Origin of the sequence: Sphingomonas sp. Leaf257, from assembly GCF_001422185.1 — a bacterium.
In the GTDB taxonomy this organism is placed as follows: Bacteria; Pseudomonadota; Alphaproteobacteria; order Sphingomonadales; family Sphingomonadaceae; genus Sphingomonas; species Sphingomonas yabuuchiae.
The window spans coordinates 570,114-590,605 of record NZ_LMMH01000001.1 but is presented as its reverse complement, the minus strand read 5'-3'; the positions used below and the strand labels follow the sequence as shown (position 1 = coordinate 590,605).

Genomic DNA, 20,492 nt, shown 5'->3' with positions numbered 1-20,492 from the left:
TGACGGCCGTAGGACCGGAGCAATCCGGGATCGCTTGCGAGGGAATGTCAGACCTCGCCGCGCGACGCACCCCCTACCATATCGGCAGTTCGAGAATGGCGGCCAGCTCCTCCGCCTGCAAAACGCGCAGGGCGATAATCTGGAGCAGGCTGACCTGCGGACGCAGGCGCAGAATGACCGTCCGCTCCCCGACGGTGCGCACCAGCAGCGCGTCGTCGCCATCGCGGAGGACACGGTCCGGCGTTGCGGTGAAAAGAGTCAGGTCCTCGATATTGCCAAGGATCGCGGGCAGGTGATCGCGGGTAACGCGGGCGATGCCCTGCGGAGCGCCCAGGAAGCGCCGCAGATCGTCGGCCAGGGCAAGGGCTGGCGCTTCCCCCATGCGTTCCACGACCGCTGCGAAGCGGTCGGACCGGACAAAAGCTTCGAGCGCGGCTTGTGTCGCGGGCAGATCCGCCTTCGCGGCTTCGACCAAGGCCTGGATCGCAGATCGGCCATCCTTGCGCGTGGCATCCGGTCCCAGCCGGCCAAGAGCTGTCGTCGCGGCAAGTTGCGGTCCGCTGGTCGTCGGCTGGGCCTCGACGATGACGGCCCCGCCAACCCGCAAGCCCTTGTTGATCTCGCGGGCGAGATGCCGCTCTTCGCCGATACGGAAGCTTTGCAGATACATTTCATCGCGCGAGGAGGTGACCTTCACGACCGCGCGCAAATAGCGATCCTCTTGCAGCTTCCACAGGACGATATGCTGATCGCGGTCGCGCATGATGTGATCCGGGGTCGCACCGACAGCAGGTAATTTGCGATAATCGAGGGTCGTCAGGTCGGGATGCCCCTCGCTGCGGTCCGTCTTGCCGAGCTGCTTGGCGTAGCTGTCGCTGGACAGCACGACGACATGATTTTTCGCCCCCAGCGCGGTGCGCGCCTCGTCGCCCAGGACCATGATTGGAAAGACGCCGTTCGGCTCGGCCAGCGTCTCCAGGAAGGCGTCCGACTTCACCAGATCGGTCAGCACCGTGCGCGCCGCCTTGGGATCGATCGGGGCCATCGCCTCCAGCGAGCGGGTCGCCTTTTCGGCTACCGCCTGCATCCCGAAGACGCCGGGATTGTACGCAAAGCCGGGCCCGATGCCGACCGGCACCGCCTCGGGCTTGTCGGCACCTTTGCGCCAGAAAGTACGCAGCCGCCCGCCGACCTGTCCGTCCGCCGTCATCCACCCGATGCGGACCAACTCGTCGTCGGTCGTGACGCGGTAGCCCAGCCGATCCAGATCGGCCTGTGACAGCTGGCGCACCGAACAGCGGCACCCCCAGTCATTGGGCGGATAGAAGATCGCCCAGGCCGGATGATCGACGGGCAGGATGATGCGAAAGGGAAAGGCCGGGTCGTTGCCGCCCCAGCGCCGATGCAGCGGGCGCGTCCGGTCGTCGCCGATCGACACGTACATCAGGTACGGCCGGACATCCTTCATCTCCTGGATGCGCTTCCACCGCCCGGCCGCGCGGCTGATGCGCAGATTGGTGTCGTAGATGGTGCGCAGTCGTCGGCCGCCGATGAAGACGGGATCGGCGGTGCCGGTCAGCGCCTCATTCTCGACCATGCCCCACCACCCGGCCTTCTTCAGCTCGGGGACAAGGCCCGCCTTCCATTGCTCCAGCGTGCCGCCTTCGCGCATCACCGTGTCGAGCGACTGGCGGATGGTGGTTAGCAGGTCGAGGTTCGCGACCTTCGCGACGGTGAAGGCGCGGGCATGGTCGGCCTGCCACATCTCCGTCCAGTGGACGGTCGGGCGGAGCTTATCCCGCGCCTCGAATGCCGCCACCGTGTCGGTGGCGGGCATGTTGATGGTGGCGCGGAGCGTCGGGTCAGGCATTGGCCGCCCGTTTCACGGCATAGAACTGGGCGATGCGATTGCAGGCGATCTCGAAGTATTCCGGGTTAACCTCGCATCCGATGAACTTCCGCCCCGTTTGCAGCGCGGCCAGTCCGGTCGAGCCGGAGCCCATGAACGGGTCGGCGATCACCTCGCCACAAATCTCCAGCATGTCGGCGAGCAGGGCGACCGGCTTGCCCGCGACGTGATGCTTGCGCTCCGAATTGACGGCGCGGCGAAATACGCCGGGCGCGCAGGTGCCCGCATCGGCCATCGGCCCGTTACTTCCCCAAACCAGATATTCAGCTTGGTTGCGGTAGCGCCCGCGCTGGGGACGTGCGCCCTCCGTCTTGTCCCACACGGCCAAACCGCGCCAGACCCAGCCGCCCGCCTGGATCGCGTCGGCCGTCGTCGGAAGCTGCCGCCAGTCGGTGAATGCTCCAAGGATCGCGCCAGGGCGGGCGATTTCCCGCGCGAGGCCTGTCCAGATCGCCGACCAATAGGCGTAGCCGCGCTGGTCGCGGTTATCGCCGCTGAACTCCGGGTAGAGGTGGCGGGACTCATGCCCCTGATATTTGATCGTCGTCCGGCTGGTACGATCGCCACGGAACAGGCCGCCCGAACTGTACGGCGGATCGGTCAAAACGCCGTCCACTGCCGGGAGCTGGGGCAGAACGGACAGGCAATCGCCCAGATAAAGGGTGGCATCGCCGATGGTTTCGACACGGATCAAGAAAGCACCTCGTAAAATTCGATGTCGTGGGGCTGGCGGGTCAGCGACCAGCGGCATCCGGTGCGGCCATCGGCGGGCCAGCCGCCGGGCACGCCGAAGCGATCACCGTTGCGCAGCGTGCCGGTGACACGCTTGCCGATGGCGTCATTCGGGATGCGGCCGGGGTTGCTCTTCACAACAGCCCCTCGGCCTGGGCTTCGCGATACTCGTCGCGAGCATCGGCGAGGCGGTCCTGGAACCAGTGCCAGGCGTAGTCGGGGCCGACATCGTCGGTCGCCAGCGAGTAGAAGCGTAGCGCCAGCGCATCCGACCGCTTGAGTGTCCCCGGCTTCCAATTCCGATCTAGAAAGGCCTTCGCCTTGTCGAGCTGGACCTTCATCTGGTCGAGCTGGTCGTCCCAACGCTGGCGCACGGCGGCGCGAAGGTCCCAGCCGGTCAGCCAGTACCGAACCATGGCGCGCGGGCATTCGGGCGGCGGCCGGTCGCGGCTGGGCGCGACCCAGCCCAGGGGGCGGCGTTCCTCGGACGGATAGGTGTCGTCTAAATCCCTCATGCCGCGCCGGACCCAGGCGGCGGCGATCTCGTCCTGGTCGGGCTTGCGGGCGCGCGGGGGCGGACGACGCTTCACGGCTGCACCGTGTCGAGCATGTCGCGCCCGGCCTGGGACAGGCGCAGGAACGGCATGGACTCGCTGTTCAGCGACCATGTCTTCAGCCCCAGTTGCTCGATCAGCGCAGGCCGGTCGCGCGCGCGTTGCAACAGCGGCGCAATGCTGCGCCAGCGCACCCCGGTGCGCAGTACGTCGGGGACATGGCGGGGCGAGGTCGGATGCACCGCCAGCATGGCGCGCCGCTGGGCCGGGGACAGCGCGGACCAGCGGGCGCGGCGCTTGGCGTCGCACGCCTCGCACGGGCAACGATCCTTGGGCGGAATATGCGGGAGCGTGTCCCGGTCCCAGCGCGGCGCGGCCATGGTCAGCGCCGATCCCGGCACGGCGCGCAGCGGCCCCCGACCAGCCGGGGCGAGTCCCAGCCGCATTCCCGACATTCGCCCGCCACGCCGACCGGCACCGGCCGACGTGCGGCATCGATCAGGCGCGACAGCTCGCGATCGGCGACCATGACGGACAGGTCCATTTCGTCGGACATCAGCGCGCCTCCGCGTCCGTCATCGCCTGCACCTGGGCGGCGAAGGTCGCGCGGGCCAGCCGTTCGGCCAGGCGTTCAGCCGCGTCATCGGCGGCGGCGGCCTCCAGCGTGGCGATGGCGTCCTCGACCGATCCGGCCGAGCGCAGTCGGTTGACCAGCGGCGCGATCATCGCGGCGGCCGACGCGGTCCATCCCTCGTCCACCATCGCCGCGTCCACCGCATCGTCGATGTCGTCGCGATTCGGGTTGGCGGCAGGTTCGGCCAGCCCAATCGCGGTATCGGCGGGGGCATCCTCGACCGGCACGTCGTCATTGGCGGGCGGCGGCGCAGGCTGGGTCGCCTGGGCATCGGCGGACGGCGGCGTGGTGGCGCGGACATAGCCGTCGCCATATCGGTCCTTGAAGCTTTCCTCGGTCCGCACCCAGCCCAGATCGGCCAGCGCCTTGTCCGTCTCGGCCGCCGTCTTGAGGTCGTCTTCCTTCTCGACGATGCGCACGACCATCGGGCTGTCGACATCCGCCCCGAAATTCAGGTCGGTCCACCACCGCGCCGGGCCAGCGTTGAAGGTGTCGGCGAGCAGATCGGCGTCGGCCTTCACCACCTCCAGCTTTACATCGGCATGGACCTGTCCCTGCGCCTTGGACGACCCGTTGTCGGTGGTCATCGTCTGGGAAAGGATGATCTTGGCGATGCAGCCGTCCATGTATCGGCACACGGCGGCGAAGTCCGCGCCCGACTGGGCGAGCGTCAGCAGCTCGACATCCATCCCCGCCGGGATGGCGAAGCCGCTGTCATTGGCGATCGCCTGGATCGCCATCAGCAGCTTGTCGATGTCCTTCTGGGATGACCCGCGCGGGTAAATGCCCTTGGCGGTCGGCACCGAGAATTTGTCGAGGAAGATATTCCAGAAGCGGACGCCGTTCCGCTTGAACTGGACGGGCCAGTACAGCCATTCGGCCAGCCCCTCGCCGTAGACCTGATCGTCGTCGGTGCCGCCTGCGCGCACGACCCAGAATTTGCGGGGCGGCAGGATCTCGCCCTGCGGCGCGGCACGGGTCAGCAGGCGCAGCCGGTCCTCCCGGTCGAACCGGAAGCGGCGGGCGTGCCGGACATGGATGGCCCGGCATTTCGTGCCCGGCACCCAGTCCAAGAGCCCGTCGAGCGAACCCCAGTTCAGCTCGCCGACCGAAATGCCGTAAAAGCTGGCCCACAGCATCTTTTCGGTGACGAGGTCCCAGCCGATCCGCTCCAGCGTCTCGGTCAGCGCCTCGGCCGCCTGGACCGAGCGGGGATCGTCCTCGTCGCCGGGCAGCACGTCCCATTCGCGGCTGACCACCGCGCGGATACGCTGTTCCATGCAGGACTTGACCTGATCGTCCTTGCGGATGCGCTCGTACACGCCCCAGTCGACGACACCCCACAGCTTGCGGTCGAGCGGCTGTTGCAGTTCCTGGACGAACGGCCGCGTGATGTCGCGGCCGTCGCCGGTCGAGGCGATTTCGGTCGCCAGCCCGGCCGGAAGGGCAACGGTCTTGCCGCCGCCCCGCTTGTTCTTTTTCGCCATCACCAATCCCCCGCGCGGCCGAAGTCATCGCGCCGCCGGACCGTGCCGAAGCCGGTTTCCGTGTTCTCGAAATCGCCGCCCATCGACCGGGGCTGGCCAGCGGCATGGGTGTCGACCGGCTGGACATCCTCGTCCGCCGCGCCGACCAGATTCATGACCGCGATCGCATAGTCGCCGTGGCGCTTGCCCTTTGCGCCGTCCTCCTTGCTGGCGACGCGGTCAACGATCTTGGGGACGCCGCGCACCAGCTTCACCTGCCGCAGGTCGTCCTTGATGCCGTCGTCGCGCGGGATCAGGATCGTCCGATCCTCGAACCGCGCCTTCATGCGGGGCATCCGGGCGAGGTAGACGGCCTCGGTCGCCATCACGGCCTCGACCCGGTCGGCCCCGTATTTTTCCTGCATGTCTTCGGCGAGCTGTTGCCCGTTGCCGCGCGCATCCATCTTGCCCGCCGCCCACAACGGCAGCGTGTCGCAGAGCCAGCACAGGATCGCGAACTGCGCCCAGAACGGCACGTTGCGCATCTCCAGCCCCAGCCGGTTGTGCAGGACGCAGGCCGCGTCTTCCTGCCCGGCCGCGATCGTCGACAGGTCGTTGGTGCGCGCGAAATCCTGCCCCCAGAAGCTGGGGCGGTGCGGATCGAAGCGGGCGACATGCGGGGCCAGCTCGCGCTCGATCCATTCGGCCAGCCAGGCCTCGCGCCAGGCGCGAACCTCGGCCCGCAAATTGTCGCCGATCGGCGTGCCTGCCGTGTCGGGCGCGACCAGCAAGCCGCCCGCCGTGTCCCACGCCTTGCCCAGGGTCAGGCGCACGACGTGATGCTCGGTCGACATGCAGGCGTCGATCGTCGCGGCGGGCAAGTAGATGCCGGAGCCCTTCGCGGGGATCACGTCCAGTTCCTCGTCCGCGCCGTCCTGGTAGGTCTTGCGCAGATCGGCCTCCCAGGCGGCCTGGGCTGCCGGGGTCCAGGTCTTGCCGGTCCGCTGGCAGATGCGCTTGAACAGTCCCTCGTCGAGTGCGCGGGTGAGCGTCACGCGCTGGACGATCCCGGCGCGCTTGCCCGCGTTGATTTGCTCGATCAGCTCGGCAAAGGGGTTGTCCGCGCCGTCATGCGTGGAGATGACGACCACCCGGCCGCCCCACATCAACAGCGCCAGCGCCGCCTTCAGCACGCCCCAGAAGTCATCGTGGAAGGCCGCTTCGTCGATGATGACGATGCCCTGCATACCGCGCAGGCTGCGCGGCTTGGACGACAGGGCGACGATGGACTTGCCGGACGGGAAGTCGACCCGAAGCGACAGGATGCCGCGCTCCGATCCGTCGTCGAACAGGAACTCGTCGGGCTGGGTCGCGGCCTGGTTGAACGCCTTCGCGAAATCGGCGCAATAGCCGATGAATTCGCGCGTCATGTCCTTGTTGTACGCCAGGTAATAGACGTTCTGGGGCCGCTCGGCCGGGGACGCGGTCAGCACAGCGTCGGCGGCGAAGCCATAGGTCAGACCGGTACGCCGCGACTTTTCCGACACGAACAGCGGATGTGCGCGGCTCAGCTCGATCGCCTCGACCTGATAGGGCAGCAGGACAGAGGTCGTCACGCCGCGAACCCGAGAATGCTGGTCCGGATCGCGGCCAGCGTCGCCTCGCTGGCGCCCGCCGCCCGGCCCGCCTCGGTCGCGTCGGCCGCCGCGCGTTCGCGGGTGCGGCGCGCCTCTTCCTCGCGAATTTTTGCCTCGCGCTCGATGTCGATCTTGGACGAGCTGGTCACGTCCTTGACCGCCTTGGCCAGCCGCGACAGCCCCAGCGTGTCGATGCCGCCGCCTTCCTCGTCGTCACCGCCCGCATCGTCGGCGGCGCTGGCGATCGGGATGATGGCGCGCGTCATGACGCTGGTCATGAGCTGGTTCATCATGCGGACCTGATTGTCGCCGGACGATCCGAACTCATTGCCGAACGCCGCCGCGATGCTCTGCACCCGCCGCTGTTGCGTCGCCAGCTCGGCAAAGCCCTTGGCATAGCGGCCCACGGCCGAGCGCGACCGCTCGGTCCCCAGGTCGCGCAGCAGGCCGCAAATGTCGTCGATCGTCTCGCCGCGCCCGATCGCGTCATGGACGGCGTCCAGGACCTGGGGCGGCAGGCTTTTCAGGGACGAACGCCCGGCCATCAGCGCGCCGTCCCGACTTTGCGGCGGGCCGCGTGGCGGTGGACGCCGTCGTAAAAGAAATGGCCGTTCGCCACGTCCTCGCCATCGGGCAGGATTTGCGCGAGCAGGAACGGCTCGACCTCTTCGACCGAAATCAGACCGGTGGCGGCCAGCCAGCGCAATTGATCGACGACCGTCCGGCGCGCGACCGGGTGGCCACGCTGTTTCAGCAAGAGGGTCAGCGTGTCATCGGATTGCTCGCCACCGATCTCGGCCATGAAGTCCAGGATGGCGCGGCGGACGACCGCGTTCAGGGCGTCGCTCACCGCCTGACCCCTTCGGTCAGGAGCGCGCGCAGATACTCGTTTTGCGTTCCGAGCTGATCGCCGACACCCTCGACGCCGCGCTCGACCTTACCCAGACGCTCGGATACCTGTGAAAGCTTGTCGTTCAGCGTGTTGCGCGTGGGCGGCGCTTCGCATTCCTTTTCCAGGAGGGTAATGCGGGTCTGGTGGCCCGCCAGTTCCTTGTCCTGGACTGCGTTCTGCCGCGCGACCTCGGCCGCCAGCGCAGCCAGCTCGGTCTTGAGCGCGAATTGATTGCGCAGCCAGAAAAGGCCGGTCGCAATCAGCAAAGGCGTCAGAGTCGACGCGATGGGCCAGATGACCCGAACATATTCCATCCACATTGCGTGTCGGGTCCCCGTTGAATTGGGACCGGCGTGACACGCGCGCTGGATTTAGTCGGGATGCACTGGCGCAGGCGGCTCCGGCGAAGCGTCCGGAAACATTTCCAATTGTCGGGTGTCGACCCGGCGCTGCGGCACGAAGACGGGAGCGTCATCGGCTTCATTCGTCTGATTTGCAAGATGCGCGACATAGCGGCGATTGCTGCCGATCATCCGCGCCGCGTCGTTCTTGTTCAGCTTGCCCGCACGCACGGCGGCGATGACCGGCGCGCGGCGTGCCCGCGCCAGGGCCTCGCGCCCGGTCGGGATTTCCAGCTTTTCGCGGCCATAGACACGCGCCAGCGTCGCCACCGTCTCGGACGGCAGCACGTCGATAAAGGGCGACCGCTCCGGCGCGATCGGCACGTACACGTCCTGCCCGCCGAAGCGGTCGACCAGCATCAGGACGTGCTTCGGGCGGATATGCGCGGCCATTTCCAGCATGAAGGGCGACCAGCCCCGGCCCGGCTTCACATCGTCCGGGATGGGCAGGTCGGCGAGGCGCGGCAGGTCGTCAGCCATGATCGGTCCCCTCGCGCAGCATCCGGCCCAGATGCCGGATCGCCTCGTCGGTCTGGCGGTCGGTCCAGCGCCGGGGCGGCAGGCCCAGCGCCTGGATCAGGAAGGCGTCGGCGGTTCGGCCGGTGACGCGGTTGCCGACCAGCAGCTTTGCCCAGATCGCGTCGACCACGGCGCGGCGATCGGCCTGGGCGCAGGGCGGCACGCTCCATTCCACGCCCTCGCGCGCGGCCCAGGCCTTCAGCGCCTCGATCACGGCAACCGCCGATTTGTGGTCGAGGAAACGCACGGCATCCATGCCCGTCTGGCGCTTCACCCAGCTATTCAGCGCGGCTTCCTCCGGCCGGTCGACCGCGCGCAGCCAGTAGAGCGACCACCAGAGCGCCCAAATCTTGCCGACATGCGCGCGGGTCGATCCGACCGGCCGATTGCGGGTGGCGGGGCCGCTGCCCCGGATCGCGACCAGCACTTTGTCCATGTCGGCCAGGGTCATGCCGGTCAGCGACGGCTTGCCGGTGACGCGGAGCTGCACCGCGCGGCGGTCTTCCTCGTCCAGGCCAGCGTCGCGGGCGGCGGCGAAGATCGCCCGGCGGCGGGCGTTCAGCGGATGGGCGGCGGTCATCCGTGCACCTGCGCGGCCTGGGGCGTCGCCAGATCGAGCGCGGTCCCGCACCCGCCGCACTGGGCAGAGCGCCGCCCGACCAGCCAGGACGCGCCGAAGCAGGTCGGGCAGATGGTGCCGGGGCCGCGATAGAGCATCACCCCGGCCCGCGCCGACCGGACCACGTCCTCCGACAGGACGATCGGCAGGACCAGCAGGGCGGCGCGGTCGCGGTGTCGGGTGGTGCCGCCCCAGAACGCCTCGCCGGTCGCGATGCAATAGGCATCGGGCCAGCGGCTGGTCGCAAATCGTGGGTCGACAGGCGAGCAATGGCAAGGCGACGATGCCTGGACCATCGCCCGGTACTCGGTCTTGAAGCCCAGTATCCCGTCGAACAGGAAAGGCCCGGGTGGGCAGTCGGCCAGCGTGACGCGGCCCAGCGGGTCAGTCATCGGTCTTGCCTCCAAAGGCGCGCAGCCGGTCGGTCAGCGCACGGAAATCGGTGTGCAGCGCGCGCCGGGCCTCGGCCCTGCGCAGGGCGGTGTGGATGGCGGGATGCCCGCGCTGCATCACGCGGCCGATCGCGGGCAGCGAGGCGTCGGTGGCCTCGCGCATCGCCAGGATGGTCGCCTGCCGGGCGATGACCAGCGGCTTTTCCCGACACTGGCGCAGCAGCGCCTCGACCGGGAAGCCGGTGGCGATCGCGGCGGCGGCGAGGATTTCGCCAAGCTGGCGGTCCAGGGCGGCGGTCATTGCACCGTGCCCCAGGCTGCGCCATCGCCACCGGCCGCCATCGCATCCGCGACCATGCCGAGCAGCCGGTCCAGGCCCGCGACCGACAGCGAGGCGACCAGCATCGTCCCGTCGCTGTGCCGGAGCGACAGCGACACGATCGCATCGTCGCCGACCCCGTCATAGCCGACCGCGATCGCGCCGACCTGACCGGCATGGGGCGCGGCGCGCTCCTGGGCGATGGCGGCGGTGAAGCCGCGCATCGCCACCATGCGCAAGGGGCTATCCATGGGGTTTGATCCCGGCGGCGGCGCGCCGCCCGATGGCCTCGAACACCATCTGCATCGCGACGCGGATGTCCTCGATATCGTCGAGGGTCAGCGCGCTGATCGGCAGGTTGCGGAATGCGTGCGAGGCGAAGACCTCCACGTCATTCGTCGTGACGGCCGGGGACTTCGTGCTTTTGAGTATCGTGTCAGCCACGGGCGGCACTCCCCGCCTTGAGGGCAGGCTCGGCGCGCAGCTCGTGGAGCTGGCGCAACAGATCGGACAGGGCATAGCCGTCCTTGGCCGACAGGTGGACGACGACGGTCGTCGCCTTCGCCTTGCCGGTCAGGGTACGGAAGCTGTCCACCCGGACATGCTCGCGGTCCCAATGAACAGACCGAAAATAATCCTCATCGAAGCGGGTCATGATGCCTGCCCCTCCACCATGCGGGCGACTTCGCCGGTCAGGCGGTGGCGCTGGTGTGCGGCCAGCCGCCCCAGGTCGATCGCCTGTTTCTCGATCCCGTCGAACAGGTCGCGCAGGACCAGCCCGGCGACGGTCTGGGACGTGTCGGCCTGTCGGGCATCGTCGGCCATCGCCGTCAGGTTGCGGCGCATGATTTCCAGGTCGGCACGGCCGAGCTGGCGGTTCGCGGCGATCGCGGCGGACACGTCCGACACGAGGTTTTGCAGATCGGTTGCAAGGGACATTCAATCCTCCTGTTCGTGGGGGCGGTCGGTGTTGTTCGGGCAGGTCGGGCACGATCCGGCGAACTGGGCGTGCAGCCAGTTGACGGACTTCGTGCGGCGGCGATTTCGGATGCAGGTCTTCAGCGGCATCTGGCCGTAAAGCGGACAGACGACCTCTTCCTCGGTCAGCGTGGCGCGGACCAGTTGCTCGGCCTCGGGGTAGGACCCGGCATAGCTCCGGTTGATGAGACGGCTGACATAGCCGCCCGATTTGTCGAGCTGGCTGGCGACCGCGCGCTGGTTGGTTCGGTCGCAGGCATCCGCCAGCACCAAGACCCAGGCAGGTGCATCGGCGCCCCAGGCGGACAATGCCTTGTCGCGGTTGGAGTGGTTAACAAACATGGTTAACCTACCCCCCCGTCCGCATTAACTTCCTGGTCTTTTCTCCGAAGCGAGACGGCACCGGGCGAAATGTCGATGCGGCGACCATTGTTGTTGTCGACCAGGACCAGCTTGCCCTCGGGGCGGCTGGTCATCGGGCATTTCGGTCCCGTGTTGCGGGCCAGGCGATAGACGCTGACACGGCCGGTCTGGCGGAACCCGCGCTCGACCATCTGCACGTATCGGGCGCGCTGAAGCTGATCGATATAGGTCGCCACGGCGCGCTCCGTTGCATTGGCCGTCATGCGCAGGGTCGGCGCGTCGAACGTCTTCAAGACGCGCATCGCCGCCCAAATGCGCTGCCGGGCGCTACGCTCGCGAATGTTCGTCTTGGCCGTGTCGCTACGACCATCGGGCGGCAGATGGTCGGCCCCGTCGACGATACGGAAGCGCAGCGGCTTGCCGGGCTGGCGCACGACCGCGCCGCGATCCTGCCACCGCTTCAACGCGGTATGGACCGTGTCATAGGTGCCGGGACATTCCGCCAGAAGGTCCGCGATGCTCCGGGGCGCGGTGGCGGAGCGGAGCGCCGCCCAGAGAGGACGCGAGACCGTCGCCCTGACGCGGGGCGAGCCCTTGGTGGTCAGCGCCATCATGCCGCCCTCCGGATCGGAATGTCGCCGGTCGAGAATGGACGCGGTCCCCAGGTCGCACGGTCGATGGCCGTCAGGCCGTTCGACATGGCCTGCGACTGCACCTCCTGAAGATTGGTCACGATGCGGCGCGTGATGCCCTTGGTCGCGCGGACGATCGCGTCGACCAGATCGTCCGCGACCGTGACGCGCGGGCAGTAATAGTCGCGCAGCAGGCAGGCATCGGCGAGGCTGGACGGCTGGGCGGGCGTGGCGACGAGGATGCGATTGTCGAACCGCTCCCAGTCCTTCAGCTTGGCGGGAAGCGCTTCCTCGCCGATCAGCATCACCGGCACGCCGCCATGATCGTGAATGTCGCGAATGATCTCGACGTTCTTGCGGTGAACGACATAGTCCGTCTCGTCGACGATCACCGGCTGGGGCGCGACCTGGAGCTGTTCGATCACCTGGTCCAGCAGCTCGTCGGCGGTGCGGCCCATGCGCGTGATGCCCAGGTCCATGGCGATCGCGCGCAGCATGGACTTTTGCGTCCAGGTCGAACGGGCGACCACATAGGCCGCGTTGAACCGCGCCGCGATCGTCGCGGCGGCGACCGATTTGCCGTAGCCGGAGGGGCCGTACAGCAGGCCGATGCGCGGGCTCCCCTGGGGTGCTTCCTGACAGCGCATCATGGTGGCCAGGCCCAGGCGCATGTTGGTGAGCTGCGCAGGCTCGTGGATATGGGTCAAAGCGAACTCTCCTTGAGCGAAGGGGTGACGGCGGGCGGGCTGCGCCGCGCCGTGAAATCGGCGGTCAGCAATTTGTGAGCGCGATATTCGTGGGACTGGGTGAAGACGTGGGCGCGGGACAGCGCGTCCGGCTCGACCGGCCGACCGGCGGCATGGTCCGCCAGGGTGCGGTCCGCCTCGGCCATGCGATCCTCGAACGTCCGGGGTGCGCTGACGACCGTGCGGGGGTAGCGCGCCTCCGCCGCCTCGATCGCGCTGGCGCTGGGCAGCACGTCGGGCGCGTCGGCAATGCTGGCGATGGCGGGCGTCTGATGCTCCACCGTGCGGACCGGCAGCGTGACCAGCTTGCCCGCTTCCTCCGCATCGCGGCGCAGGACGGCGTTGCGGGCATCCTCGAACGAGAAGCGGCGCTGCTTCTCGCGCAGCTCGGCCCGGTGCGTCTTCATCAGCGCGGCTTGCTGGCGGCGTGCCTCGACCGCGAAGTCGCGGTCCGATAGGCCGGAGCGCTCGGCATTGACCGCTGTCCCGATGTAGCGCTGGTCCTCGTCGAAGACGTAGAGCGCCCCCAGATCGTCCTCGTCGCGGCGCAGGATAACCGTGCAGCCGACATGCGCCGCCAACGGCGGGGTCCAGTAGCGTCCCTTTTTCCAGGTAATGCCGCGCTTCGTGACCTGGGCCGGGCCGATCAGCGCCGACAGCAGAAGCTTGAGCGTGCCTTCGTCCGGGGCACCGCGCGCGGGGCGCGGGGAATTGGTCCAGCGCGACATGGGCGATGCGCCCAGGCTGGAATGGTCGCGGACATGGTACACACCATCGAGCCAGTTGGTGACGATCGCCTGAAGCTCGTCGGCCGATAGCTCGGGCACGATGACCGGGCGCTTCGTCTCCTTGCGAGCAACGGCGCGCAGCCGCGACGCTTCGGCGACATTATGGCCGATATAGCCGCCCAGCAGCTCGGCCCGCTCGCGGGTGAAGGTGCCAAACATCCGCTCGACGAACGGCTTTTTATCACCGCTGGCGGGCGGCACCGGATCATGGACGATGCCCAGCAGCGCGCAGGCGGTGCGCACCGTGGCGTTGATATAGCCCGATCCCTGGTCGGTGCGCAGCACCTCGGGCATCACGCCCCAGGCGGTCATGGCGGCAACCAGCGTCCGGCGGACTGACTGGGCGGACTCGCTGTCGACGACGAGGTAAAAGGTCTGGCGCGACCAGACATCGACGATGCCCAGGATCGACTTGCGCCCCTCCTTGGTCATCACGTCGGCCTTGGTGGTGTCGATCTCCCAAATCTGATGGGAGTAGGACACGCCCGCATCGGCGCGGCCTAGCGCGACACGGTATTTGGACTTGTACAGGTCCGGGTCGCGGAAGCTGGCGAGCAGCGCCGGTTTGGATGCCTCCAGCCGGGCGATGAAGCGGCGGACGGTGCGGATCGACGGCAGCGGTGCGAAGCGGCTGTGCATCAGCTCCAGGATCGCGGTCGCCGACAGGTCGCGCTCGGCCAGCCAGGCCTCGACGGCATCGGCCGCGTCGGGATTGCGGGTGAAGAAATCGGAGCCCTTCGGCCGACCGCGCTGCCCGCCGACCGGCTGGGCCGCGGTGCGATCCGCATAATCCCGGCGCGCCGCCTCGGGCAAGTCGGCGACGGCGAACAGCCGCCCGCCGCCTTGTCCTTGGCGCGTGATCCAGCGCCACTCGCCCCGGCTCGCACGATTGGCGACGGCCGTGCGGTTGGTCGGCAGGCCCTCCAGCTCCAGCGAAGCGATCTCCAATGCCGACAGATAATCACGGCCGAGCAGCGTCATGCGCGGGTCTCCGGCTGGGACACGCGGCGCGGCTTGCGAAAGCGGTCTTCTGTCCGGTAGTTATCGACAGATTGGGGGTGGTCGTGCGTCTCGTCGCACGCGAAGCGGATGGGCCGAATGACCACAGGAATTGCACAGGGTTGTGCGGCTGCCGAACTGGTCGACGCAGCAGCATGGGCCAAGCCAGTAATCGACAGCACGGGGGTCATTGTGCGGCACCGCAATCGGTGGTCGCCGACGCATTCCCCGACTTTTCGGTTGCCGAGCGGACAGGAGGATTGATCGTGGCCAGAATCGCCCGCTCGATGCGCGCACTCGAGCTACCGCGCAGAACGTCGCTAACCGACTTTTCGGGGAAGTTGTGGGCGCGCTCGAAGGCGGCCAGACTGCCGAATTTTCGGCAGATTTCTGCCTTTATCCCGTGTTTGTCCGTCAATGTGAGCGCCACATGAATTCCCCGAAAGTTCGTTCCGAAGATTCGGGTAATCCGAGAACTCGGGGGCGTCAACCGCTTCCAACCGAAAATTCGGTTGGGCAGCGCATTTTGTCGGCCCTGGGGGATCGTTCACGCAAATGGCTGGCCCAGGAATCGGGCCTCCCCGAGAGTACGGTCGGCGACGCCATCCTGCGCGGACCGGCCCGCACCGAAGTCGCGATCAAGCTCGCCGATGCGCTGGGGGTCAGCCTGGATGCCATGCTGGGCCGAGTCGTCGAGGAGGACGCCGCGCCGGTCGCTGGCAAGCGTGAGGCGTCGGCCGTGGATTCAGCCGCGATTGTCTCGGTCCCGGTGCATGACGTGCAGGTCGCGGCCGGGGCGGGCAGGCTCGCCGATCGCCTGCCGCCGCCAATCTATTACTGGTCGTTCTCGCGCGACTGGATGGAGGCGAACCTGCGGGGCGTCGGCCAGCTCGTCATGGTGGAGGTGTCAGGCTCCAGCCAGGAACCGGAGCTGTCGGAAGGCGACCTAGTTGCGGTCGACCTGGACCAGTCGCGGCTGCGCGAAGGGCTGTTCGTCGTGCGCCTGGATGACCTGCTGGTCATCAAGCACATCCAGGTCGACGGCCGGACCGTTCGCCTGATGAGCCGGAACCCGATGTACGATCCGGTCGAAATCGACCTGCACGAACCGGGGATCGAGGAGCGGTTCGAGGTGGTCGGGCGCGCGGTGTGGGCCAGCAAGATGTTGTAATCTATTTTTTGCTGTTGATTGAACATCGTTATGAACCGGCGGGGGCGGGCGGCAATGGTTGAGGTTATTTCGCGAGACGAGTTTGGCGGCCCAGTACATCTCGATCACATTTCTCAGGCCGTACTTTGGTGTCAGCGCGAACGGGAGGATTGGGAGGCGGCATTCACGCTTCTTGATGAAAATGGCGTTGGCGTTCACAAAGAGTCGATTCCTTGTGTCGATAGTGTAACGCAGTCCTGGTTGCAGTTAGAAAAGATTTTTTCGAAAAGCGTCGATGATAATAGGATAATTGACTTAACCAACGCTGACTGGGGAAACGAGCAGACTATAGTCATGGTTAGGTCTACCGCTGGACAGGCGTTCAGATGGATATACCACAATATTAATATATCTGCACTTGAAGCCGCATTTGCAATTGCTGGAATTGGGAGCTCCAAGATCGACTGGACGAATACATCGTGTACGGCCGGTGCATTTCATTACTCCAGAATCGCCCTTGGATCGCACGGATCTGTTATCCAGGAACAAATTCGCACATCTAACGAAAATTGGTCAGATGTTAATCAAAAATACAACAAGCTCTCCCTTCTGATTGGCAAAAGTTTGTCGGATGTCGAACGGAACTTTAATATAACTATTCAAAAGATAGAAGAATATTCGTCTGATATTAATAGTTCGCGAATTGTAGTTTTGGATGAGTTTTCCGATATAAGAAAGGACCTTCACTCACTAGCTGATGATTTGGTTTTGAAATCAAACTCATACCATGAGAATGTCCGGGAAACAAAAGTAACGGCTCTTGAGGAGATGGAGAAATCTAGAAAGGCTTTTCGTGATGAGGTTATATTGCAGCCTGCGGCGCAACTTTGGCATGATAGAGCTATAAAGCACGAAAGGTCGGCAAACAAATTTGGGTTGGCTGCAATCGGAACGGGTGTTGCTGGTATTGCCGGAACACCCTTAATAGCATTTTCGATCAACAAGCTGGCTCGATACTTTGTTACTATCCCAAGCGATGTAAATATAACAGCAGATCAGAAATTAGAATTTGCTAATACGATTTTGCATACTCAGCTTATTGTTGCGGCGTCGGTGACGTTACTTTGGGTGACAATGTCTCTTTGGGTGACCAGAGTTCTGGTTCGAAATTACGTTCAGCAACGTCGATTGGCTGTGGATGCGGCAGGAAGAGAGGCGATGACTCAAACCTATATAGGCTTGATGCTGGAAGGCGGCGTCAAGGACAATGAGCGCCCTATAGTCCTAAGTAATCTTTTTCTTCCAGTTTCTGACGGTACAACTGATGATGGCCCGCCGGTTATCTCTATGCCATCTCTTTTGGCTACGATGGCTGCCGGTAAGCAAGCATGAAACCGGCTGTTTTCATTGTTATTTTAACCTCTTTTCCGCTCAACTCAAACGCATCACAGAGTGATTATTCGGCCGTAACTAAGGGGCCGGATTTCATGGCTTGTGAATTACACATTAAACGACATGTGCCGGAGGGGGGCATTTATAAACTCCTTAGTGTAGCGAGAGAGGATAGCGGTCCGCTGTCGCCTGCTGCCTTTAAGGAACAGGCCGGGGTATCTGCGTCGGTGCATGGCTTGGGCGAGGCTGAGGCGTTGCGCAACCTCGCCGACGAACTGGCGGCTAAGGCCGGTCGCCTGTCCCTTCGGCGCATGGTGTTGACCTATCGGCTCGGCAACGAAGCACAGCCACGGAAACAGGTCTGCGCGTTTCGGCTGGAGGGGGGCAAGTTGCAGAGCGCCGAAACGCTGAATGCCAACGCCACGTCCCGGACGGGCGAAGCGATCGACTTCCTCGCCGATCGCGGCAAATGGGCGCGCCAGTCCAAGCCGAAGCATTCATGCTGCCTCTGATCGCCGCCATCGCGGCTCAGGCGCTGACCTGCACGCCGATCGCCGTTGATGGCGACACCCTGCGCTGCGGCCGAGAGCGGATACGCCTGCTGGCCATCGATGCGCCCGAGATGCCGGGCCATTGTCGGCCAGGGCGGCGATGCGTGCGGGGTGACCCGGTCGCGTCGAAGGCGTCTCTTGCATCGGCGTTGCAGCCGCCGTTTCGGATCGTGCGCGTCGGCCTCGACCGTTACGGCCGAACGCTTGCGACCGTGGCTGGGCGGCGGGGCGACCTGTCTTGCTGGCAGCTGCGGGCGGGGCAGGCACGATATCGGGCGGATTGGGATAATCGGCGTCTGGTCGGCAAGCGATGTCGATAAGGGCCGAGCGCGTCATCATCGCGATCGAGATCGCGGCCTTGGCGCTCATTGTAGGCGTCCGAGTCGTGCTGCCCGTGCTTTCCTGGGTCCGCGAGCTTCTGGCGTAGCAGGACGCCAGAGCGCTTTGGTTGAGAATTTGCGGCCCATCCCCGGCTAAATAGCCCCGACCCCATCCAGTGACCGTGTGCGCGGCGTACACGGCCTGTTCCATTCCGGTCGCTCGATGCCGTCTGGACAAACCAACATCGATTGATCCATGTTCACGTTCTGTTCTTATGGGAGTCAGAACATTGAAGCAGGATTTTGGGGCGTGGCTGGTCGCGCAGTCTGAACGCGACGACTGGGTGGGGCTTTTCGCGTTTTACGTGCGCCGGGACGGGGCATTCCCACGGACCGCCGATCCCGAAGGCGTGCGGACTTACCTGACCGCCACCGGCGCGGGTGCCGATGCGATCGACATGCTGGATACCGCCGTGCGGGAATGGGGCTGCGCGTGATGCTTCGGACTGTCTTGAGGGAGGCGGTCCCCGATCCTCTGGCCTTCCCGACCGACACGCATCCGCGCTGGCGGCTGCGCGTCTTCGATACATGCTGGCCGTGGCGCGCAACCAAAAGCGAGGCGCTGCGCGATGCGGTCCTCAGCCGGAATGCCCGGCGCTGTCCGGACGACAATACGACCTATCTCGATGCGGCGGCTGCGATCCAGCGCGACCCGCCCTTTGCCAGCGACCGTTTGCGAATGCGGATGATTCGGGCGGAGCGTCTGGCGGCGGAGTGAAATGGTCCGGCCGTCGTCCGTGGCGCGACCTGATCGCGCCACGGACCGTCGATCAGCGGAGCTTTGCCTTGCCTGATTGCGGGATCGCCCCGACGATCGCGGTCACCGCGACCGCATAGGGGTGGACGCCTTCCGGGCTCGGCTGGCTGGACAGGACCGGCCAAGTGCCGGGCGCGGTGTCGTCATACCAGAAGGGGCGGGTGTCGATGTAGCCTGCGATGCGGCCCTCAGCGCCGGATTCCTTGTACGCCTCCAATTGCCATTTGAAGCCGGTGCCCCAGCGGCCGCCCGCCGTGCCCCATTCGTTGCCGGTGACCAGCGTCTGGTTGGCGCGGGACATCCACAGGTCCGTGCTGGAGGTACGCGGCAGGACGCCGGTCGCCACCACGCGGATACCGGGATAACGCGCGGCGAACCGGTCGAGGAAACCGGTATAGTTGGCCCGCATGGTCGCAAATTTGCTGTTCAGGTCGTTCTGGCCCAGCTGGTTGACCAGCACCGTGAACGGCAGGGCGCGACCGGTGTTGAACGCCGCCGCCTGGTCGATGACCTGCCAGCGCAGTGTCGCGCCCGCCGCCAGTTCATATTGCGACCGCGCGCCGGGCATTCCGATCAGGAAATGGGGCGTCCGGCCATAGGTGCCATCGGCCGTGTCCAGCCATTTGCGAAGCCAGCCCAGATTGCCCCGCGTATCGGCCTCGACCGCATATTCCTGTCGCGACTCGCCGATGGAATCGACCGCGCCCAGCACGACCGGATTGCCGTCCCATCCCTTGCCCAGGCAAACGTCCGGGCCGTAATATTGCGGCATCGCCTGACCCGAGCCGGTGTCGAGCGAAGCGGTGCTGAAATCGCCGGGGCTATCCAGATGCGCCGTGACCGAAGCGAGATCGGTGCCGCCCCAGACCCGTTCGCCCCGGTTCGACTGGATGCGATAGACCGGAATCTGCTTTTCACCGGCGGCGGTGTGGTACGCGGTGGTCATGCCGACATCGCTGTTGGCGGGAATGCCGCCTGCGAAGTCAATCTCGTCGGTCCAGACGCCGGTCGTCCCGCTGTCCACATTGGCGGTCATGGCGTCGGCAAAGGTCGCGCGAACCCGAGTGCGCCCGATCGACAGCCAGAAGCCGTCGATCCGCGTCGCATTGCCCGGCAGGATCGACTCCTGCGGCGCCATGCCGCCTTCCGTGGAGGCGAAGCCCGAAAAGTGGCAACGCACGCCCCACAGCCGATATTGCGGCGACCCCGCCACGATCCGCGTCATGACGAACGGCGTGTCGGCCGCAGCGGTGACGAGCGGGCCGCTGGGCATCCGCAGACGGGTAAAAGCGAACATGTAACGGTCGGGGCTTCCCGCGCTGGGCGTCGGGGTGGCCGTCGGCGTTGGGGTCGGAGTGGCGGTGGCTCCCGGCACCGGAAAAGGAAAGCCATCGGGGGAATCGACGCTGCCGTTCATCATGACCGAACAGCTTCCGATCATCATCGAAAGCGCGACTGGAAGTGTCGTGCGAGTGCTCATGGATTGTCCCCGTTTTCCCCGAAGCCACGCACCTGCATTTGCGACGGTCGTCTTGCAATCCCGAGGCTTGGCGCGGAATCTCGAATAAGGACACAAGCAGCGGGGCCCTGTAAAAAAGCTCACCGAGAATGCCGGATCGCTTGACTTGCGGGCGATCAACTTGACCTGATCATGTGGCCCCGCGTATCTGCGTGGAGTTGGA

Annotated in this window: 31 protein-coding genes; 6 read left to right on the top strand and 25 right to left on the bottom strand. The window is 65.9% G+C overall.

Translation table 11 applies throughout. The features are described from left to right. Positions 1 to 73 precede the first annotated feature (73 nt). From ASF14_RS02930 to ASF14_RS02825, 24 genes are all read right to left on the bottom strand, one after another. Positions 74 to 1,870 (bottom strand): phage head morphogenesis protein, encoded by a 1,797-nt coding sequence (locus ASF14_RS02930; RefSeq protein ID WP_082442031.1) that lies wholly within the window; start codon positions 1,868 to 1,870, stop codon positions 74 to 76. Further along, positions 1,863 to 2,603: a DNA-methyltransferase gene (locus ASF14_RS02925; RefSeq protein ID WP_201780519.1), complete on the bottom strand. Its 741-nt coding sequence runs from the start codon at positions 2,601 to 2,603 to the stop codon at positions 1,863 to 1,865. Before ASF14_RS02925 ends, ASF14_RS02930 begins: the two co-directional genes overlap by 8 nt. Beyond that, the gene (locus ASF14_RS02920) at positions 2,600 to 2,779 is read right to left on the bottom strand and encodes a hypothetical protein (protein ID WP_056431153.1); all 180 of its coding nucleotides are present in this window, start codon (positions 2,777 to 2,779) and stop codon (positions 2,600 to 2,602) included. Before ASF14_RS02920 ends, ASF14_RS02925 begins: the two co-directional genes overlap by 4 nt. Continuing rightward, positions 2,776 to 3,231: a hypothetical protein gene (locus ASF14_RS02915; RefSeq protein ID WP_056431149.1), complete on the bottom strand. Its 456-nt coding sequence runs from the start codon at positions 3,229 to 3,231 to the stop codon at positions 2,776 to 2,778. Before ASF14_RS02915 ends, ASF14_RS02920 begins: the two co-directional genes overlap by 4 nt. Continuing rightward, positions 3,228 to 3,641: a hypothetical protein gene (locus ASF14_RS02910; protein ID WP_156360999.1), complete on the bottom strand. Its 414-nt coding sequence runs from the start codon at positions 3,639 to 3,641 to the stop codon at positions 3,228 to 3,230. Before ASF14_RS02910 ends, ASF14_RS02915 begins: the two co-directional genes overlap by 4 nt. After that, on the bottom strand, positions 3,578 to 3,751 hold the full coding sequence (locus tag ASF14_RS21225) for a conjugal transfer protein TraR (protein ID WP_156360998.1): 174 nt from the start codon (positions 3,749 to 3,751) through the stop codon (positions 3,578 to 3,580). The genes ASF14_RS02910 and ASF14_RS21225 overlap by 64 nt, the downstream gene beginning before the upstream one ends. After that, entirely contained in the window at positions 3,751 to 5,316 is a 1,566-nt protein-coding gene (locus tag ASF14_RS02905) for a DUF935 domain-containing protein (RefSeq protein WP_056431143.1), read from the bottom strand. The genes ASF14_RS21225 and ASF14_RS02905 overlap by 1 nt, the downstream gene beginning before the upstream one ends. After that, positions 5,316 to 6,911 (bottom strand): terminase large subunit domain-containing protein, encoded by a 1,596-nt coding sequence (locus tag ASF14_RS02900; protein ID WP_056431141.1) that lies wholly within the window; start codon positions 6,909 to 6,911, stop codon positions 5,316 to 5,318. Before ASF14_RS02900 ends, ASF14_RS02905 begins: the two co-directional genes overlap by 1 nt. Next, positions 6,908 to 7,477 carry a phage protein Gp27 family protein gene (locus ASF14_RS02895; protein ID WP_056431140.1) on the bottom strand — a complete coding sequence of 190 codons (570 nt, stop codon included), beginning with the start codon at positions 7,475 to 7,477 and terminating at the stop codon, positions 6,908 to 6,910. The genes ASF14_RS02900 and ASF14_RS02895 overlap by 4 nt, the downstream gene beginning before the upstream one ends. Next, the gene (locus ASF14_RS02890; protein ID WP_236696902.1) at positions 7,477 to 7,782 is read right to left on the bottom strand and encodes a hypothetical protein; all 306 of its coding nucleotides are present in this window, start codon (positions 7,780 to 7,782) and stop codon (positions 7,477 to 7,479) included. Before ASF14_RS02890 ends, ASF14_RS02895 begins: the two co-directional genes overlap by 1 nt. Continuing rightward, positions 7,779 to 8,138 carry a hypothetical protein gene (locus ASF14_RS02885; RefSeq protein WP_168371496.1) on the bottom strand — a complete coding sequence of 120 codons (360 nt, stop codon included), beginning with the start codon at positions 8,136 to 8,138 and terminating at the stop codon, positions 7,779 to 7,781. Before ASF14_RS02885 ends, ASF14_RS02890 begins: the two co-directional genes overlap by 4 nt. A 57-nt stretch (positions 8,139 to 8,195) precedes the next feature. Then, complete coding sequence (locus ASF14_RS02880; RefSeq protein WP_056431133.1) at positions 8,196 to 8,705, bottom strand: hypothetical protein; 510 nt, start codon at positions 8,703 to 8,705, stop codon at positions 8,196 to 8,198. After that, positions 8,698 to 9,324 (bottom strand): regulatory protein GemA, encoded by a 627-nt coding sequence (locus tag ASF14_RS02875; protein ID WP_056431130.1) that lies wholly within the window; start codon positions 9,322 to 9,324, stop codon positions 8,698 to 8,700. Before ASF14_RS02875 ends, ASF14_RS02880 begins: the two co-directional genes overlap by 8 nt. After that, complete coding sequence (locus tag ASF14_RS02870) at positions 9,321 to 9,755, bottom strand: hypothetical protein (protein WP_056431127.1); 435 nt, start codon at positions 9,753 to 9,755, stop codon at positions 9,321 to 9,323. The genes ASF14_RS02875 and ASF14_RS02870 overlap by 4 nt, the downstream gene beginning before the upstream one ends. Then, positions 9,748 to 10,056, bottom strand: coding sequence for a helix-turn-helix domain-containing protein (locus ASF14_RS02865; RefSeq protein WP_056431124.1), 309 nt, complete (start codon positions 10,054 to 10,056; stop codon positions 9,748 to 9,750). The genes ASF14_RS02870 and ASF14_RS02865 overlap by 8 nt, the downstream gene beginning before the upstream one ends. After that, on the bottom strand, positions 10,053 to 10,325 hold the full coding sequence (locus tag ASF14_RS02860) for a hypothetical protein (RefSeq protein ID WP_156360997.1): 273 nt from the start codon (positions 10,323 to 10,325) through the stop codon (positions 10,053 to 10,055). The genes ASF14_RS02865 and ASF14_RS02860 overlap by 4 nt, the downstream gene beginning before the upstream one ends. Further along, positions 10,318 to 10,518 carry a hypothetical protein gene (locus ASF14_RS21220; RefSeq protein ID WP_156360996.1) on the bottom strand — a complete coding sequence of 67 codons (201 nt, stop codon included), beginning with the start codon at positions 10,516 to 10,518 and terminating at the stop codon, positions 10,318 to 10,320. Before ASF14_RS21220 ends, ASF14_RS02860 begins: the two co-directional genes overlap by 8 nt. Further along, positions 10,511 to 10,729: a hypothetical protein gene (locus ASF14_RS02855; RefSeq protein ID WP_056431117.1), complete on the bottom strand. Its 219-nt coding sequence runs from the start codon at positions 10,727 to 10,729 to the stop codon at positions 10,511 to 10,513. The genes ASF14_RS21220 and ASF14_RS02855 overlap by 8 nt, the downstream gene beginning before the upstream one ends. Further along, the gene (locus ASF14_RS02850; protein ID WP_056431114.1) at positions 10,726 to 11,013 is read right to left on the bottom strand and encodes a hypothetical protein; all 288 of its coding nucleotides are present in this window, start codon (positions 11,011 to 11,013) and stop codon (positions 10,726 to 10,728) included. The genes ASF14_RS02855 and ASF14_RS02850 overlap by 4 nt, the downstream gene beginning before the upstream one ends. Continuing rightward, on the bottom strand, positions 11,014 to 11,394 hold the full coding sequence (locus ASF14_RS02845) for a hypothetical protein (protein WP_056431111.1): 381 nt from the start codon (positions 11,392 to 11,394) through the stop codon (positions 11,014 to 11,016). 2 nt (positions 11,395 to 11,396) lie between these two features. Beyond that, positions 11,397 to 12,029 carry a hypothetical protein gene (locus ASF14_RS02840; RefSeq protein WP_056431108.1) on the bottom strand — a complete coding sequence of 211 codons (633 nt, stop codon included), beginning with the start codon at positions 12,027 to 12,029 and terminating at the stop codon, positions 11,397 to 11,399. Beyond that, a complete protein-coding gene (locus tag ASF14_RS02835) occupies positions 12,026 to 12,694 on the bottom strand; it encodes an AAA family ATPase (protein ID WP_443025744.1) in 669 nt (222 codons plus the stop codon). Before ASF14_RS02835 ends, ASF14_RS02840 begins: the two co-directional genes overlap by 4 nt. A gap of 56 nt (positions 12,695 to 12,750) precedes the next feature. Next, positions 12,751 to 14,562 (bottom strand): DDE-type integrase/transposase/recombinase, encoded by a 1,812-nt coding sequence (locus tag ASF14_RS02830; RefSeq protein ID WP_056431103.1) that lies wholly within the window; start codon positions 14,560 to 14,562, stop codon positions 12,751 to 12,753. Between the two features lie 205 nt (positions 14,563 to 14,767). Further along, the gene (locus tag ASF14_RS02825; RefSeq protein ID WP_056431101.1) at positions 14,768 to 15,010 is read right to left on the bottom strand and encodes a hypothetical protein; all 243 of its coding nucleotides are present in this window, start codon (positions 15,008 to 15,010) and stop codon (positions 14,768 to 14,770) included. Positions 15,011 to 15,106: 96 nt separating this feature from the next. Between ASF14_RS02825 and ASF14_RS02820 the strand changes: the two genes are divergently transcribed. The 6 genes from ASF14_RS02820 (at position 15,107) to ASF14_RS02800 (ending at position 18,771) form a co-directional block, all read left to right on the top strand. Beyond that, positions 15,107 to 15,751 (top strand): LexA family transcriptional regulator, encoded by a 645-nt coding sequence (locus ASF14_RS02820; RefSeq protein WP_056431095.1) that lies wholly within the window; start codon positions 15,107 to 15,109, stop codon positions 15,749 to 15,751. 54 nt (positions 15,752 to 15,805) lie between these two features. Next, complete coding sequence (locus tag ASF14_RS21215) at positions 15,806 to 17,122, top strand: DUF6161 domain-containing protein (protein ID WP_156360995.1); 1,317 nt, start codon at positions 15,806 to 15,808, stop codon at positions 17,120 to 17,122. After that, positions 17,119 to 17,634: a hypothetical protein gene (locus ASF14_RS21210; RefSeq protein WP_156360994.1), complete on the top strand. Its 516-nt coding sequence runs from the start codon at positions 17,119 to 17,121 to the stop codon at positions 17,632 to 17,634. Before ASF14_RS21215 ends, ASF14_RS21210 begins: the two co-directional genes overlap by 4 nt. Beyond that, entirely contained in the window at positions 17,622 to 17,993 is a 372-nt protein-coding gene (locus tag ASF14_RS02810) for a thermonuclease family protein (RefSeq protein ID WP_056431089.1), read from the top strand. Before ASF14_RS21210 ends, ASF14_RS02810 begins: the two co-directional genes overlap by 13 nt. A gap of 290 nt (positions 17,994 to 18,283) precedes the next feature. Beyond that, complete coding sequence (locus tag ASF14_RS02805; protein WP_056431083.1) at positions 18,284 to 18,490, top strand: YozE family protein; 207 nt, start codon at positions 18,284 to 18,286, stop codon at positions 18,488 to 18,490. Then, positions 18,487 to 18,771 (top strand): hypothetical protein, encoded by a 285-nt coding sequence (locus tag ASF14_RS02800; protein ID WP_156360993.1) that lies wholly within the window; start codon positions 18,487 to 18,489, stop codon positions 18,769 to 18,771. Before ASF14_RS02805 ends, ASF14_RS02800 begins: the two co-directional genes overlap by 4 nt. A gap of 52 nt (positions 18,772 to 18,823) precedes the next feature. Here the strand turns inward: ASF14_RS02800 and ASF14_RS02795 are convergent, their stop codons facing one another. Continuing rightward, a complete protein-coding gene (locus ASF14_RS02795; RefSeq protein ID WP_168371495.1) occupies positions 18,824 to 20,290 on the bottom strand; it encodes an SGNH/GDSL hydrolase family protein in 1,467 nt (488 codons plus the stop codon). Between the last annotated feature and the right edge of the window lie 202 nt (positions 20,291 to 20,492).